Here is a 15200-nt window from a genome sequence, read left to right on the forward strand (position 1 = left end):
GACTTCTTTATCAGGATTTCGTATGGCAACCACCCGACCGCGAGCGGAGCGCGGCGCCTTTCCGCCGGGCGCCGAGCAATATGGCCGCTCATTTTTAGGCGCATCGCTGATCTGGTTCCCGGCGCCCGATGCCGATCGCAACAGCGGTTTGATCATTGCCGGCACGCACGGAGACGAGAACTCTTCCATCGTCACGCTTTCCTGCGCGCTGAGGACGCTGACGCCTTCGTTGCGACGTCACCATGTGATTCTTGCCGTCAATCCGGACGGCTGTCAGCTGGGATTGCGGGCGAATGCGAGAGGAATCGACCTGAACCGTAATTTCCCGGCGGCAAACTGGCGCGCAGGGGAAACGGTATATCGCTGGAACAGCTCCGCCGAGGAGCGGGACGTGGTGCTGCTAACGGGAGACAAGCCTGGCTCGGAGCCGGAAACGCAGGCGCTGTGCCAGCTTATCCATAAAATCCACCCAGCATGGGTTGTCTCCTTCCACGATCCGCTGGCCTGTATTGAAGATCCGCGCCACTCCGAACTGGGCGAGTGGCTGGCGCAGGCTTTCGCCCTGCCGCTCGTCACCAGCGTGGGCTATGAAACCCCTGGTTCCTTTGGTAGCTGGTGCGCCGATTTGAGCCTGCCCTGCATCACCGCTGAATTCCCGCCGATTTCCTCCGACGAAGCCAGCGAAAAATACCTAAAAGCGATGGTGGAGCTTCTGCGCTGGCAGCCTCAGAGATGAAGCACGCCGCTGGTAAAATGAAGCGACGGTGAAACGTCAACCGCCAGCCACGTCGGACCATCCAGATCGGCGAAACGGACCTGATTGACCAGCGGCAGCGCCGCGCCGATCGCCCGGGAGGTGCAAAGCATGCACCCCAGCATAAGGGCAAACCCCTGCGCCCTGGCGTCCGCCGCCAGTGCCAGGGCTTCTGTCAGTCCGCCTGCCTTGTCGAGCTTGATATTGACCATGTCATAGCGGCCCTTAAGCTCGCTCAAATTTTCGCGGGTATGGCAGCTTTCATCCGCGCAGACGGGCAACGGATGGATAAAATTCTTCAGCGCCGCATCCTCTTTTACCGGCAGAGGCTGCTCCAGCATCGCCACGCCCAGATCGGCCAACAGCTGGCATCGCGCTGCCAGCCCTTCAGGATGCCACGACTCGTTGGCGTCAACAATCAGCGTGGCTGAGGGCACCGCAGAGCGAATGGCAACCATCCGCTCGCTGATCAGACGATCGTCGAGCTTCACTTTTAAGAGCGTGGCCCCGGCGTCATAGAGCGCTTTCGCACTGGCGGCCATCTGCTCAGGCTCACCAATCACGACCGTTTGCGCCGTCACGACGGACTCAGGCAGCATCACACCCAGCAAGGACGTCAGCGATTTTTGCTGCTGAGCGGCTTCAAGGCTCCAGAGCGCACAGTCGATAGCGTTACGCGCCGCCCCGGCGGGCAAACGCTGCTGTAACGACTCACGCGTGAGACCTTTTTGCAGGTCAGGCACAAGGGTCATGATCTGCGCCATCACCGACGCAAGGCTTTCTCCGTAGCGCGGGTAAGGCGTACATTCCCCGACGCCTTTAAACCCCTCTTCTTCGATTTCAACCACGACCACGCTGGCTTCACTTCGGCTGCCGCGGGAGATCACAAACGGGGTATGCAATGGCCAGGCTTCTTCATAGACCTTAACGCTTCTCATCACTGACTCCTTGCGGCCCGGAAAGGCGAAAAATTTGGTTTGCCGTGTTATCCGCTGATGGCATACACTAGCCCCGACGTTAACTATATGTAAACAGGAAGATATCTATGTCACAACTCGTTCATTTCCAGGGCAACCCGGTTGCTGTTGCAGGTTCCATTCCGCAGGCTGGCAGCAAAGCGCAGGCTTTTACTCTGGTGGCTAAAGATCTGTCTGACGTCACACTGGCTCAGTTTGCGGGCAAACGCAAAGTACTGAACATTTTCCCAAGCATTGATACCGGTGTTTGTGCCGCATCCGTGCGTAAATTCAACCAGCTGGCGACTGAAATGGACAACACCGTGGTGCTGTGCATTTCCGCTGACCTGCCGTTTGCCCAGTCCCGTTTCTGCGGCGCAGAAGGCCTGAGCAACGTCATCACCCTCTCCACCCTGCGCAGCGCTGATTTCCTCGAGAAATATGGCGTCAGCATCGCGGAAGGCCCACTGAAAGGTCTGGCAGCTCGAGCTGTACTGGTTCTGGACGAAAACGACACTGTCGTTTTCAGCGAACTGGTTAACGAAATCACCACCGAGCCGGACTACACTGCCGCGCTGGACGTGCTGAAAGCATAATAAGTCCTTAGCATTCTATACAACTTATTCTCAACCTCGCTGCGGCGGGGTTTTTTTATTACTTTAAAGCTGAATCGTTAAAGCTAAAATGCTCGCAAGTCGCATTAATCATGCAATAACATGAGCAATTTGTAACATGAGCGTGATCAACAACGCATAATAATCGTTAAAATTCCCTATTTTTGGCCGCAGTGAAGCACATCACATTTCCCTTTTTGCCTAAACATTAGATTTGCTTACGAAAGAAAATAATCGTTTCAGCAAAAAGGATTAAATATGAAGATTAAATTCGCTTTTACGCTCCTGACGGTACTGATTTCTGGCCATGCAGCGGCCAAAACCTGGGTGCTGACAAGCGCTGAAAGCAGCGTAGAGAAAGGAAACTGGAAGATTTCCAGTGATGAGCTGAAAGTTAAAGATCAGACGTTCAGCATTGAGCAAAAAATCTTACACGGCGGCAAGCAGGAAGGCAGTAAAGTCATCATTATTAGCAGTAAAGATGGCCTGACGATTACCCTGAGCCCGACACGCGGCATGAACCTTCTGCACGTTGAAGGGTTTGGCACCCGACTGGGATGGAACTCCCCCGTCAAAGAGGTCGTCAATCCTGCCTATATCAATCTTGAAAGCCGAAACGGTCTCGGCTGGCTGGATGGATTCAACGAGATGATGGTGCGCTGTGGCTACGAGTGGACAGGTCATCCGGTCACCGCAGATGGGCAAATTTACACCCTTCACGGCAGGGCCGGAAATACACCGGTATCGCAGGTGGAAGTTGAGGTGGCGGATACCGCCCCGCATGAGATCCGCGTTCGGGGTTTAATCAAAGAGAGCACGTTTAAAAAAGCGGATCTGCAAACCATGACCGAGCTGCGCTACGTTCCCGGAACCAACCGGTTCAGCCTGCACGATGTTCTGACAAACCATGCCGATTACCCTCATGATTATCAAATCATCTATCACAGCAACTTCGGCACGCCGATCCTAGAGGAAGGCGCCCGTTTCCTTGCGCCTGCGGCGAGCGTGAGCCCGTTCAATGACTACGCCAAAGCGGGGGTTAACGACTGGCAAACCTACGCCGGGCCGACAAAAGGCTTTGATGAGATGGTCTTTAATATTCAGCCGCTAGCCGACAACAACCACGAAACGCTCGCGGCGGTGGTCAATAAAGCCGGTGATAAAGGCGCGTCAATCCAGTTTGATACCCGCCAGCTGCCCGTGCTGACCTTATGGAAAAACACCGACACGCTGAAGCAGGGCTACGTCACGGGCATCGAACCGGGCACCAGCTACGCCTACCCCGTCACGATTGAACGCGAGCAGAAGCGGGTTAAGCAGCTGCAGCCCGGTGCCAGCGCGCAGTTTGATCTGACCTACACCCTGCTCCACAGCCCGCAGCAGGTGAAAGAGGTTGAAAGCAGGATTGCGTCGATTCAGGGCGAGACAAAAACAGACATCGTTAACACGCCGATGGCGAAGGAATAAACGTAAAGTAAAAAGCCTCTTTACAGAGGCTTTTTGTTATTCGTCGCCTTTCTTATGATTCAAACCGTACTCACGCAGCTTGTTCGCGATCGCGGTGTGCGAGACACCAAGGCGTTTTGCCAGCTTGCGGGTGCTGGGATAGCTGCGGTACAGCTGCGTCAGCACTGAGCGTTCAAAACGGCTGGTAATATCGTCCAGCGAACCTTCCATCGCCTCTTCCCCTACCGATACCGTTCCGGCGTCGTAATCCGGCAGGAGGATATCCTGCGGGCGCAGTTCGTAGCCTTCAAGCTGGGTCAGCGCGCGATAGACGGCGTTTTTAAGCTGACGAATGTTGCCCGGCCAGCCGTAGCGCATCAGCACCGTGCCGAGATCGGCAGACAGCTTCGGACGCGGCACACCCTGCTCGTCGGCAAAGCGGGCGACGAACAGCTCAGTTAGCGGCATGATGTCCTGCGGGCAATCGCGCAGTGGTGGAATGTTCAGCGTCAGGACGTTGAGGCGGTAATAGAGATCCTCGCGGAAGATCCCCTTTTGCACCAGTTCAACCAGGTTTTTCTGGGTGGCGCATATAACGCGCACGTCCACATGCACTTCGTGATCCTCACCGACGCGGCGGAAGGTTCCGTCGTTCAGGAAACGCAGCAGCTTAGCCTGCATACGTGGCGACATTTCGCCGATCTCGTCCAGCAGCACGGAGCCGCCGTTAGCCTGCTCGAAGAACCCTTTCTTACCTTCCGGCGCGTGACCAAACAGCTCGCTTTCAACGGCATCTTCCGGAATAGAGGCGCAGTTAAGTGCCAGATAAGGCTTAGCCGCGCGCGGACTCGCCAGATGCACCGCATGAGCCAGGAGGTCTTTCCCTGTGCCGGTGTCCCCGGTTATCAGCAGCGGCGCGGTCAGGCTTGCGAGCTTGCGCGCCTGATCAACCACATGGCGCATTTTCGGGCTGACGGCAATAATCTGGCTGAACGCGCCAACGTCCTGACTGGAGAGGTTTTGCAGCTGGCGACCCATGCGTAGCGTCGAGCGCAGCATGATCACCGCCCCGGTCAACACGCGAGTATTCCCTTCCCCTTTCAGATAGACCGGCGTGATCTCCATCAGGAAATTCTGCCCGTTAATCACCACATGCTCGCTAAGCGTGTTCTGCGGATTGCTGTCCAGCCAGCGCTGGAAGTTAAAGCCGGGGATCAGCTGCGCGGCGTTATGATTGCTGAGCTTCTCCTGGCTCTGCGCGAAAAGCTGGCAGCTCGCGTGGTTAACGCGCTCAACTTTGCTTTTCAAATCCAGGGAGAGGAACGGTTCAGGCATGGCCTCCAGCAGCGCGCTCAGCGCCAGGTGCTCACGTTCAGAAGGCATCCAGGGAATGGTGCGTACATCCGTAACGCCAGCGATACGGCGGATTTCCGCCATCAGGCTGCTGAATGTATTAAATTCAATTTCGGCAAAATTGAGGTAAATTCGCCCGACAGGATCGATCTCAATGCCACGTAAATCAATGCTACGTAAAACAAGAAGATCGAGTAATTCGCGGGTCAGACCGAGACGGTCTTCACAGAAGACTTCAAGACGCATGGGAAATTCACCGTTTTAAGCCAGTAACAGTAAAATGATATGTCAGAACACGGTGATCGGGAAGATGGCTGTCAACAAATATTGACAGCCAGCACGATTAGTGAACAAAACCTCATGGAGCCGGTTTTTTAATGAGCGTCTCTTTGAGCTGGCCGATCAGCTCGCGCCTGAAATCCCCCAGTCGCGGCTTATCGCCGTCAATCCAGGGCAGCGGACGGCAGACTTCCATCGCTTTAATCCCCAAACGCGCCGTCAATAATCCTGCGCCAATCCCCTGGGCGGCACGAGCAGAAAGACGCGCCGCCAGATCCTGCGACATCCAGTCCATTCCTACTTCGCGCACCAGCTCACTCGCCCCGGCAAACGCGATATTGAGCAGGACCAGCTTAAAAAGCCTGAGCCGACTGTAGTAACCCAGCTCTATGCCGTAGAGATTCGCGATACGGTTGATCAGGCGCAGATTACGCCAGGCGATGAAGGCCATATCGACCAGCGCCAGCGGGCTGACGGCAATCATCAGGGTGGATTCCGCCGCAGAACGGCTAATCTCGCGCCGCGCCTGGGCATCCAGCACCGGCTGAACCATGTGGGAATATAGCGTCACCACTTCCCGATCGTTCTGGGTTTCATGGATGGCGGCGTACCAGCGCTGAAGCGCCGGGTGCGACTGATCGATTCCGGCCTGGCTGGCCAGCTTTTCACAGAAGGCACGACCTTTGCCGGTGCCGTGACTGTGGAGCAGATCCCGCGCTTCATCACGCTCGTGCGCGCGCTGGCGCAAACGCCAGAGCCTACGCCACTCGGTGGTAACCGACCCGATGCCCGCCCCCACAATCAGCGCGCCTGCGGCACATCCGCCCAGCGCGACCCAGTCCTGAGTTTGCCAGGCATTCATCGTCCACTGCACGCCCTGCCCAACCACGCTTACGCCAAACAGCGCCAGACCGGCGGTGACCATCCTGCGCCACAGGCTTCGTTTGGGACGCAGAGCGGCTTCTACAACGGCCTCCGCCGGACCTTCCTCGACGTCAGGCTCCTCTGTCAGGGCCGGGGAAAAGTTATCGGCCTGCGTGCCGCTGAACGTCTGCGCGGTTTTGAACGCCTCCTGAGGGTCTTGCTCAAGCGTTCCGGTAAAGTCTATGCGCGGTTTTAACGGTTCCGTCATCGCAATTTATCTCCAATCAAAAACTCCAGCGCCGCATCCAGACGGATGTGTGGTAATGGCCTGTCGACACTCATTGCCTGCGGGCGGAAGGCTTCAAACTGGAAGCCCTGGTTCTGCCAGAAGGCCTGACCCGGCAGCCGCGCAGGCACTTCGCCCGGATAGACGGTAAGCGGTTCACCGTCGCTGAGCCGGTTCCCGCGTAATGCCGGTATTTTCTCGCCGTTAAGATCAATCAGCCCGCTTTGTGTCGCCTGCACGGACGCGAGCCCAAGGCAATCCATGCCGATCCCTTCGAAGGCGGCGTTTTGCCAGGCGTCCTGCACCAGCTGCTGCAGCAGCGATACCATATTGGCATGCTGGTCGACCGTGACGTGATCGGCCTTCGTGGCCGCAAAGAGCAGTTTGTCGATCACCGGTGAGAATAGACGACGGAACAGCGTCCGCTGCCCGTAGTGAAAACTTTGCATCAGCTGCGTCAGCGCCAGGCGCATATCGTTGAAGGCCTGCGGCCCGCTGTTGAGAGGCTGCAGGCAATCCACCAGCACAATCTGACGATCAAATCGCAAGAAGTGGTTTTTATAGAATCCCTTGACCACTTTTTCACAGTAGTAATTGTAACGCTCGCGCAGCATCCCGGCGTTCGTGTGCTTATCAGCCTGCGCCAGCGTCGACTCACCCACCCCATCCACATCCGGCCAGGGGAAGAACTGAAGCGCAGGTGCGCCCGCTAGATCACCCGGCAGAACAAAGCGACCCGGCTGAATGAAGTGCAATCCTTCCTGTTTACACTGGTGCAAATACGCCGTCCAGGCGTCGGCAATGGCCGCAAGACGGTTTTCATCTGCTGGCGCAAGCGGGTCCAGTCCTTCGCAAAGCTGTCGCCATCTGGCCGACCACCCTGCGCGTTGCCCCTGCAACAAGCCCGTCATCTGGCGGGACCAGCTGAGGTAACCCTGCGACAGCATCGGCAGGTCGAGCAGCCATTCGCCGGGATAATCGACGATTTCAAGGTACAACGTGGAGGTATCCTTGAAGTGGCGCATCAGGGATTCATTCGAGCGAAAACGCAGCGCAAGACGAATTTCACTGACCCCTCGCGTCGGGGTCGGCCACGCGGGCGGATCGCCATACAGCTGCGCCAGCCCTTCGTCATAGGTAAAACGAGGAATACCAAAATCGCGCTGAGGGACGCGCTTCACGCCCAGCAGACGTTCTTCCCGCACCGCGCTGAGCAACGGCAGACGCGCCCCGGCATGCAGGTTCAGGAGCTGGTTTACCATCGCGGTGATAAATGCCGTCTTACCGCTGCGGCTCAGCCCCGTCACGGCCAGACGCAGATGACGGTCAACGCCACGGTTAACCAGTGAATTAATTTCGTTTTTAAGTCGCTTCATCGCCGTCCTTCGTTGCCCGGAAGCCTTGAATGCATGGCTTCAGAATACAATAAATGGGGGCAGATCGTTGATTATCAATTCTTATTTATTGCTATTGCCGTTTTCTCTCCAGTAAGATGAACGGCATTGCTGTCAGTCCGGAGTGAGTAAGGTGTATGTCACCCACCATCTATGATATCGCACGGGTTGCGGGCGTATCGAAATCAACCGTTTCCCGCGTTCTGAATAAACAAACGAATATTTCTCCCGAAGCGCGTGAAAAAGTGCTGAAGGCGATTGACGAATTAAATTATCAGCCCAACAAACTGGCCCGTGCCCTGACCTCTTCAGGCTTTGATGCCATCATGGTTATTTCGACCCGTTCAACCAAAACCACTGCCGGTAACCCCTTTTTCTCCGATATCCTTCATGCCATTACGGCAAAAGCGGAAGAAGAAGGATTTGACGTTATTTTACAAACCTCAAAAAGCAGCGAGGACGATCTGCTGAAATGCGTGAGTAAAATTAAACAAAAGATGATCAAAGGGATCATTATGCTGAGCTCACCGGCAAATGAATCCTTTTTCACCACGCTGGATGAGTATGGCGTACCGGTAGTGGTTATCGGCAAAGTGGAAGGTGAGTATCAAAATATCTATTCCGTCGACACAGATAATTTCCATGACAGCGCCACGCTGACCGAAACCTTTATTAAAAACGGACGCCGTAAAATTGCCTGTCTGCATGCCCCGCTTGATTATCATGTTTCGATCGATCGCCTTGCGGGCTTTAAAGCCAGCCTGGAAAAGCACCATATTGCCCTTAACCCGGACTGGATCAGGGATGGCGGTTATACCCATGAGAGCGCGCTTACTGCGGCTCTGGAGCTGTTGTCTTCATCCACGCCGCCCGATGCGGTATTCGCTACCGACAGCATGAAGTTACTCAGCCTCTATCGTGCGGCGGATGAGTTGAATCTGATGATTCCAGAGCAGGTGGTGATAGCCGGATACAGTGACCCGATGCTGTCTCTCATTTTAACGCCCGCACCTGGCGGGTTTGATATCCCCACCCGAAAGCTGGGGGAAGAGAGCTGCGATCTACTTTTCAGGCGTATTGCAGGTCATCCCGCCCCGCAAAAAGTGCTGGTTGATACCCATTTTATACTGGCGGCCTCGCTGCGCTAAAACCAGGGGCAGTTAGCCCCTGGAAGACACACGATCAGAAAGCGTAATTTACGCCAACGCCCGCATAGTGGAAGCGGTCGTTTTTACCCTCGTCATGATTTTCCCATTCATAGGCGTATTCAAGCGTCATGGATAAACCGTTATTGAAGTCATAGGCGTACTGCATACCCAGGCGGTTGAAATTATGTCCTTCACGCTCGGGATCGTCCCGCCAGTCCCAGTTCGACCAGCGATCGAGCCCCAGTCGTGTGTAAGGCGTTAAGGTGGTCTGGCCTAACGAAATTGGCAGATAGGCACGAATTTCCTGGGTGGAGAATTCTCCGTTATTGCGGGAACCGTCCATGTTGAACCCGCGTTCTAAATAGTAATTCACTTTAGCAGCAAAGGTGTCGTTAATGGTCCAGGTAAAGCCCGTTTCGGTTTCGACGCGGCTGTCTGAATAGCCGGTTTTTTCCAGATCGTTAGCAAACTGATACATGGCAAACCAGCCGCCAAAACGCCAGTCGTCGGTTAATTTTATATCCCAGTCAGGCTGAATTTTGTAGCGCTGCATATTAGCGCTGCCGTCTCTGGCGCCGTGTTCATCCTTAAAGTGATAGCCGTAATTACGGAAGCCTCCGGTCAGACCGAACGTAAAATCATCTGTTCCGATAAAGCGATAGCGTAATTCAAATTCAGGACGATCGAAATAGGTGCCACGGGTCATGCTGCTATAATCAACCGGCCCTTCCTGATACATCGCCAGCGAAATAGTCCAGGCATCCCAGGTCGCATTAAACCACACGGAAGGTTCATATAACCCGTCTTTATCCTCCCCCTGGCCTTCGACGTTTTCTATTTCATACATCGCGCCAATATTAAATTCCCACTTTTTAGCGCTTTCTGTTGCGTGTGCGCAGCTAACCCCTGCGCACAGCACGAGCGCAGCACTTTTTAGTAGAGTACTCATCAAATATTCCCTTTATAAGTAACAAACAAAAAAACCGGAAATGGGTATTTCCGGCGAACACCTTTCTTATCTAATAGCCGCTTCGGTTTCAGCGTCGAAGAAATGGCACTTATTCATATCGAACTGGATGCCGATATTATCCCCAGCGGCATAATCATTCGCAGCGCCAGCACGAACAACCAGCTCATGACCGCCAACGGTGGCGTAGAGCATGAACTCCGCGCCGGTCAGTTCGGCTACGCTGACTTTCGCCTCGATATTTTTACCGCTGCTCTGCAGAGTGAGAATATCTTCCGGGCGGATCCCAAAGACCACGGCTTTGCGCTGATACCCTGCGGCATTCAGTGAAGCGAGCTTGTCTTCCGGGATCGCCAGACGCAGCGTTTCCGTAACGAAATAGCGGTCGTCGATAGCACCGCGAATGAAGTTCATGGCTGGCGATCCAATAAACCCTGCGACAAACATGTTTGCCGGTTCGTTGTAAACCTGCTTAGGTGCACCGACCTGCTGAATAATGCCGTCTTTTAAGATCACGATGCGGGTCGCCATCGTCATGGCTTCCGTCTGATCGTGGGTCACGTAAATCATGGTGGTGTTAAGCTTCTGATGCAGCTTGCTAATTTCAGCCCGCATCTGCACGCGAAGCTTGGCATCGAGGTTTGAGAGCGGTTCATCCATCAGGAACACGCCCGCCTCACGTACGATCGCCCTGCCTAACGCCACGCGCTGGCGCTGGCCGCCGGACAGCGCGCCGGGTTTACGCTTTAGGTATTCACGTAATCCGAGGATCTGTGCCGCCCAGTTAACGCGCTCTTCGATAACCGCAGGCGCAATTTTTTGCATCTTCAGGCCGAACGCCATGTTGTCGTAGACCGTCATATGCGGATAAAGCGCATAGTTCTGGAATACCATGGCGATATCGCGTGACTTGGCGGGCACATCGTTCATACAAACGCCGTCAATCACCAGTTCGCCAGCGGAGATCTCCTCCAGACCGGCGATCATGCGCAGCGTCGTGGATTTACCGCAGCCTGAAGGCCCGACGAAGACGATGAACTCCTTGTCTTCGATTTCGAGATTGAAATCCTTAACCACGTGGACCTGGTTATCATAGATTTTCTGAATGTTTTTCAGAGACAGTTGAGCCATTGTTAATTCCTTATCAATACGTCCGGGATGCCCAAAACTCGGTAAGGCATTTCCAGGTCAGTTCCCGCGTTGAATGAAGCTGTAGTCCCGCATGGTTCAGGCCAGAACCCACCCCAACCGACAGCATGCCCGCCGCGTTGATCGCCGCTACGCCTGCAGGTGCATCTTCGATGCCCATGGCCTCTTCAGGACGCACATTCAGGCCAGCACAGGCTGCAAGGAAGATCTCCGGATCTGGCTTTGAGCGGCGAATACGGGAAGCATCGGCGCAATAATCGAAGGCCTGATAAATGCCCAGCGCGTGCAGGATCCCTGGGGCATTCAGGGAAACGGAGGCGAGTCCAGTTTTGACGTTCGCTTTACGTATATCCGTCAGCACGTCACGAATACCCGGAAGCAGTGAATCTTCCGTCAGCGACGCCAGAGACTGGACATAAAGCGCGTTTTTTTTCGTCGCCAGCGCGAGGCACTGCTCATCGCTAAACATCCCCTCTTTCCCGCCATGCTTCAGGATGCGCTGAAGGGAATCCATGCGGCTAATTCCCTTCAGCTGTTCATTAAACACTTCGTCGAAGGTGATGCCGATTTCGTCAGCCACTGCACGCCAGGCCAGAAAATGGAGGTGTGCGGTATCGGTGATAACACCGTCCAGATCGAATACAACAGCCTTAAGCGTCATGGCGCCCCTGCGTGGTAGCGGTCCCATTTACAGGTGCAAGAAAATCCTTATAAGCGCATACCTTGCGCCCCGCTACGCGTAGCGTCTTGCCCCACAGCGTCAGAGTGACAGGTGTCGTCGTTTCAATGGTTAACACCTCATTTTCATAGGTGACGTGCAGCGTTGCGTTCCGCCAGCGCAGGGGGAAAGCAAGCCTTCGCCAGTGGGCCGGCAGGCTGGGCGCAAGATGTAGTTCCCCTTCCACAATCTGCATACCGGCAAACCCCTGGATGACGCCGGACCAGATAGCGCCGGTCGCCGCGGCATGAATACCGTCATCGCAGCTGTGTGGATCGTCCCCAAGGTCAATAGCGACGCCATCACGCCAGAAGGCGTAGGCACCTTCGGTGTCACCACAGCGGGCGGTCACAATGCCGTGTATGGCCTTGCTCAGCGAAGAGTCATGGATCGTGCGGGGCTCGTAGAAAGCCAGATTGGCGGCACATTGCTGTGGGGTAAACCGCTCCGGCAAGAGGTAGGTAAGCATTACCACATCAGCCTGCTTCAGGATCTGCATGTCGTTGACTTCCGCGCGGGAGTAATCGAGCAGAATGGTCTGCTTCCCTGCTTTTGCTTTATAGCGGCTCAGGTCAATGGCTGGTTTCGCCATGAAGGTATCATCCTGCGGGATCACACCGTCTGAATTGGCCTCCGGCAGCCATAAGCGCGTCAGGAACCGTGTCGCTTTCTGCGTAAAACCGTCATCCTCGCGCCCAAACATCGCCATAAACCGGCGAGCGCAGGCAACGTTATGCCACGCCAGATAATTGGTATAGGCGTTGTTGTTCACATGCTCGGTGTATTCGTCAGGCCCAATCACATCATGAATTTCCAGGCGCCCGTCTACCTCCGTTGCGCGGCCCATCCAGAACGCAGCAGTTTCCATCAGCAGCGTCAGGCCTTCATTTCGCATAAAGGCATCATCGTGTGTCGCCTGCCAGTAAGCGACGACGGCCCAGGCAATATCCGCCACGATGTGGTGTTCAGCCAGCGCGGAGGCCACCTTCTGGCGCATGCCGGTTCGGATGTTGATAGCCGCGAACTCCGGCGTTTCCTCTTTGCCGCTCGAGGCGCTCTCCCACGGGAAAAGTGCGCCCGGCCAGCCGTTGCGGCGGGCTTTTTCCCGGGCCCCGGCCAGGTTAAGCCAGCGATAGCGCAGAAGATTGCGGGCCACCTGCGGACGGGTGAAAAGATGGAAAGGCAGCAGGAATATTTCGGTATCCCAGAAGACGTGTCCTTTATACCCCTCGCCGGTCAATCCCTTAGCGGCAATGCTGCTTCGATCATCATGGGCGGGCGTCATGGTGGTCAGATGCCAGACGGCATAGTCCAGCGCCATCTGATCGTCAGGAGCAGCAGAAGCCACTTCCACCCGGGCGTTACGCCATACGTCTTCCCATGCGCAGGATGAACTCTCCAGCAGCGAGGCATACCCCCTTGCCGCACAAACCTTGAGATCCGCCAGCGCCCTTCGCGCGAACGACTCCTGCGAAAGGGCTTTATCGCTGCGATGGGCAACCCAGACAATCTTATCCAGAGTGACAGTGTCACCTTGCGGTATCGTCAGGCAATAGTGCGCAGAGACCCGACGATTTTTGGCGGTGAAGCAGCTGTCGCTCTTCGCAGAGAGCTGACAAAACGCCGAAACAACAACTTCTGACGCCCGGTTCTGCGTTTCATACACACCCTGCATATAGTGCTGGTCGAACACCCTGACGGAAATTTCATCCAGATGCTGCCGGCCGGTATTGGTTTGTGTCGCATCAATGCCGGTTTTCATCACCACCTGTGAGGCAGCATCAAGCGGGGTGATCGCAAGCTGCATGGCCACCAGCGGCAGCTGATCCAGAGAGACAAAACGGCGACTCTCCAGTCGATAGCGTTTCCCGTCGGGCGAGCGCCAGATGACGCTGCGACGAAGTTCGCCATTAGCAAACGCCAGCTCGCGCTGCCACTCGAGAATGTCCCCCGACAGAAGGGTAAAATTCACCCCGTCCAGCTCAACCTCAATACCGGTGATATCGGGCAAATTGACCAGCTCAGTGGTCTCGTTGCGACCAGCACGATGATACAGACCCGCAAGATACATGCCTCGGGTTTGCTGGGTGTAATCCTCTTCATGCGCAGCGCGGATCCCCATGTAGCCATTACCGCAGGCCATGATGGAGGCGTATTTATTCAGACTGTGCGGACAAAAGCCCGGGTCGGTTAATACAGACACGTTTAGCATAACGTCACGCTTCCCCCTGTTTCTGCTGATTCATACAGCGCGGCGACAAGCTGCTGGATAATCAGCCCCTGCTCCGCATCAGCGATCATAACGGGCTCTCCCTGCACATGGCGCACGAAGGCATCCATACTGCGCAGGTGGCGTTGGTCGTCAGCCTCTTCGCGCTGGGTAAGAGTTTGTAAAACACCAGCTTCGTCGTTGTAGATGTGCGCCGGGAACAGCGTGGCACCCGCCTTTTCACCGCAGAATGCGACATTCATGATCGATTGCTCGCGGATATTGAGCGCAAACGACGTGTCCAGACGCAGAATGCCGCCGTTGCAAAATTCAATCGTGCCAAACAGAGCATCTTCGACGGTAAACTGCGTGGGATCCCACGCGCCAAACTGACCGCTGCTTTTACGGTTGCCCAGCCTCTGATAGCTATGCGCGGTCACCCGTTTTACCGCCGGGAACCCCAGAACATACATTGCTGCATCAAGCATATGGATGCCGATATCAATCAGCGGACCACCGCCCTGTAGCGATTTATTGGTAAAAACGCCCCACCCTGGCACACCGCAGCGACGCAGCGCCTGCGCTGACGTGAAGTAAATTTCTCCGAGCGTTCCGTTCATTACCGCATCGCGCAGCAGCTGAGTATCCAGGGCAAAACGATGGTGAAAATTATACGCCAGCACTTTTCCCGCCTTGCGCGCAGCCAGGCGCATCCGATCGGCCTCCTGCGGCGTCATAGCAGGCGGTTTTTCACACATCACATGGCAGCCTGCTTCCAGCGCTGCCATGACGTGCTCGAAATGAAACCGGTTAGGCGAACAGACGCTCACCGCATCCGGCTTTACCGCCTCGAGCATTTCTCGCGCATCCTTCCATGCCGAGGGAATACCATGACGTTCCGCAAACGCCCGAGCCTGTTCAGGGTGGCTGTCCATGACAGCCACCATCTGAACATCACTGCGCGTGGCGTAATACGAGGCGTGCACTTTATCCGCGACCTGCCCGGCGCCAATGATGGCGACGCGCAGAGGCGAAGGTGTAGAAGCACTCATCACGCTCGTCA

Annotated in this window: 13 protein-coding genes; 4 read left to right on the forward strand and 9 right to left on the reverse strand. The window is 55.6% G+C overall.

The window, feature by feature from the left end; all coding sequences use genetic code 11:
* Positions 1-22: 22 nt before the first annotated feature.
* A complete protein-coding gene (gene mpaA, locus LRM19_RS07645; protein WP_111965078.1) occupies positions 23-736 on the forward strand; it encodes a murein tripeptide amidase MpaA in 714 nt (237 codons plus the stop codon).
* Here mpaA and ycjG read toward each other — a convergent pair.
* Positions 727-1692, reverse strand: a complete 966-nt coding sequence (gene ycjG / locus LRM19_RS07650; protein WP_271368032.1) for an L-Ala-D/L-Glu epimerase — start codon at positions 1690-1692, stop codon at positions 727-729. The genes mpaA and ycjG overlap by 10 nt on opposite strands.
* Positions 1693-1799: 107 nt before the next feature.
* Here ycjG and tpx point away from each other — a divergent pair, with 107 nt between their 5' ends.
* Together tpx and LRM19_RS07660 are read left to right on the forward strand one after the other, a co-directional pair.
* On the forward strand, positions 1800-2306 hold the full coding sequence (gene tpx / locus LRM19_RS07655) for a thiol peroxidase (protein WP_023335907.1): 507 nt from the start codon (positions 1800-1802) through the stop codon (positions 2304-2306).
* A gap of 276 nt (positions 2307-2582) precedes the next feature.
* The gene (locus LRM19_RS07660; RefSeq protein WP_271368033.1) at positions 2583-3791 is read left to right on the forward strand and encodes an aldose 1-epimerase family protein; all 1209 of its coding nucleotides are present in this window, start codon (positions 2583-2585) and stop codon (positions 3789-3791) included.
* A 36-nt stretch (positions 3792-3827) separates the two neighbouring features.
* Here the strand turns inward: LRM19_RS07660 and tyrR are convergent, their stop codons facing one another.
* The 3 genes from tyrR to LRM19_RS07675 all read right to left on the reverse strand — a co-directional run bounded on the left by tyrR (position 3828) and on the right by LRM19_RS07675 (position 7928).
* Positions 3828-5369: a transcriptional regulator TyrR gene (tyrR, locus tag LRM19_RS07665; RefSeq protein WP_023312028.1), complete on the reverse strand. Its 1542-nt coding sequence runs from the start codon at positions 5367-5369 to the stop codon at positions 3828-3830.
* 112 nt (positions 5370-5481) lie between these two features.
* A complete protein-coding gene (locus LRM19_RS07670) occupies positions 5482-6534 on the reverse strand; it encodes a YcjF family protein (RefSeq protein WP_271368034.1) in 1053 nt (350 codons plus the stop codon).
* A complete protein-coding gene (locus tag LRM19_RS07675) occupies positions 6531-7928 on the reverse strand; it encodes a YcjX family protein (RefSeq protein ID WP_271368035.1) in 1398 nt (465 codons plus the stop codon). The genes LRM19_RS07670 and LRM19_RS07675 overlap by 4 nt, the downstream gene beginning before the upstream one ends.
* 155 nt (positions 7929-8083) lie before the next feature.
* Here LRM19_RS07675 and LRM19_RS07680 point away from each other — a divergent pair, with 155 nt between their 5' ends.
* On the forward strand, positions 8084-9094 hold the full coding sequence (locus LRM19_RS07680; protein ID WP_271368037.1) for a LacI family DNA-binding transcriptional regulator: 1011 nt from the start codon (positions 8084-8086) through the stop codon (positions 9092-9094).
* Between the two features lie 34 nt (positions 9095-9128).
* On the opposite strand, the gene LRM19_RS07685 is transcribed toward LRM19_RS07680, so the two are convergent.
* From LRM19_RS07685 to LRM19_RS07705, 5 genes are all read right to left on the reverse strand, one after another.
* Positions 9129-10043, reverse strand: a complete 915-nt coding sequence (locus tag LRM19_RS07685; RefSeq protein WP_143345197.1) for an OmpG family monomeric porin — start codon at positions 10041-10043, stop codon at positions 9129-9131.
* Between the two features lie 66 nt (positions 10044-10109).
* Positions 10110-11192, reverse strand: a complete 1083-nt coding sequence (locus LRM19_RS07690; protein ID WP_115875346.1) for an ABC transporter ATP-binding protein — start codon at positions 11190-11192, stop codon at positions 10110-10112.
* A gap of 13 nt (positions 11193-11205) precedes the next feature.
* Entirely contained in the window at positions 11206-11871 is a 666-nt protein-coding gene (gene pgmB / locus LRM19_RS07695; protein ID WP_127731228.1) for a beta-phosphoglucomutase, read from the reverse strand.
* Complete coding sequence (locus LRM19_RS07700) at positions 11861-14140, reverse strand: glycoside hydrolase family 65 protein (RefSeq protein ID WP_271368040.1); 2280 nt, start codon at positions 14138-14140, stop codon at positions 11861-11863. Before LRM19_RS07700 ends, pgmB begins: the two co-directional genes overlap by 11 nt.
* Positions 14134-15192, reverse strand: a complete 1059-nt coding sequence (locus LRM19_RS07705; RefSeq protein WP_271368041.1) for a Gfo/Idh/MocA family protein — start codon at positions 15190-15192, stop codon at positions 14134-14136. The genes LRM19_RS07700 and LRM19_RS07705 overlap by 7 nt, the downstream gene beginning before the upstream one ends.
* Positions 15193-15200: the final 8 nt, after the last annotated feature.

It is taken from the genome of Enterobacter sp. PI-10 (assembly GCF_027947695.1).
GTDB classification, from domain to species: Bacteria; Pseudomonadota; Gammaproteobacteria; order Enterobacterales; family Enterobacteriaceae; genus Enterobacter; species Enterobacter vonholyi.

What these genes read in the sequence shown, in the direction of transcription:
- LRM19_RS07680 (WP_271368037.1), top strand. Translation starts at nt 8,084, where the DNA reads ATGTCACCCACCATCTATGATATCGCACGGGTTGCGGGCGTATCGAAA.
- pgmB (WP_127731228.1), bottom strand. Translation starts at nt 11,871, where the DNA reads ATGACGCTTAAGGCTGTTGTATTCGATCTGGACGGTGTTATCACCGAT.
- LRM19_RS07670 (WP_271368034.1), bottom strand. Translation starts at nt 6,534, where the DNA reads ATGACGGAACCGTTAAAACCGCGCATAGACTTTACCGGAACGCTTGAG.
- LRM19_RS07690 (WP_115875346.1), bottom strand. Translation starts at nt 11,192, where the DNA reads ATGGCTCAACTGTCTCTGAAAAACATTCAGAAAATCTATGATAACCAG.
- tpx (WP_023335907.1), top strand. Translation starts at nt 1,800, where the DNA reads ATGTCACAACTCGTTCATTTCCAGGGCAACCCGGTTGCTGTTGCAGGT.
- LRM19_RS07675 (WP_271368035.1), bottom strand. Translation starts at nt 7,928, where the DNA reads ATGAAGCGACTTAAAAACGAAATTAATTCACTGGTTAACCGTGGCGTT.
- LRM19_RS07660 (WP_271368033.1), top strand. Translation starts at nt 2,583, where the DNA reads ATGAAGATTAAATTCGCTTTTACGCTCCTGACGGTACTGATTTCTGGC.
- ycjG (WP_271368032.1), bottom strand. Translation starts at nt 1,692, where the DNA reads ATGAGAAGCGTTAAGGTCTATGAAGAAGCCTGGCCATTGCATACCCCG.
- LRM19_RS07700 (WP_271368040.1), bottom strand. Translation starts at nt 14,140, where the DNA reads ATGCTAAACGTGTCTGTATTAACCGACCCGGGCTTTTGTCCGCACAGT.
- tyrR (WP_023312028.1), bottom strand. Translation starts at nt 5,369, where the DNA reads ATGCGTCTTGAAGTCTTCTGTGAAGACCGTCTCGGTCTGACCCGCGAA.
- mpaA (WP_111965078.1), top strand. Translation starts at nt 23, where the DNA reads ATGGCAACCACCCGACCGCGAGCGGAGCGCGGCGCCTTTCCGCCGGGC.
- LRM19_RS07685 (WP_143345197.1), bottom strand. Translation starts at nt 10,043, where the DNA reads ATGAGTACTCTACTAAAAAGTGCTGCGCTCGTGCTGTGCGCAGGGGTT.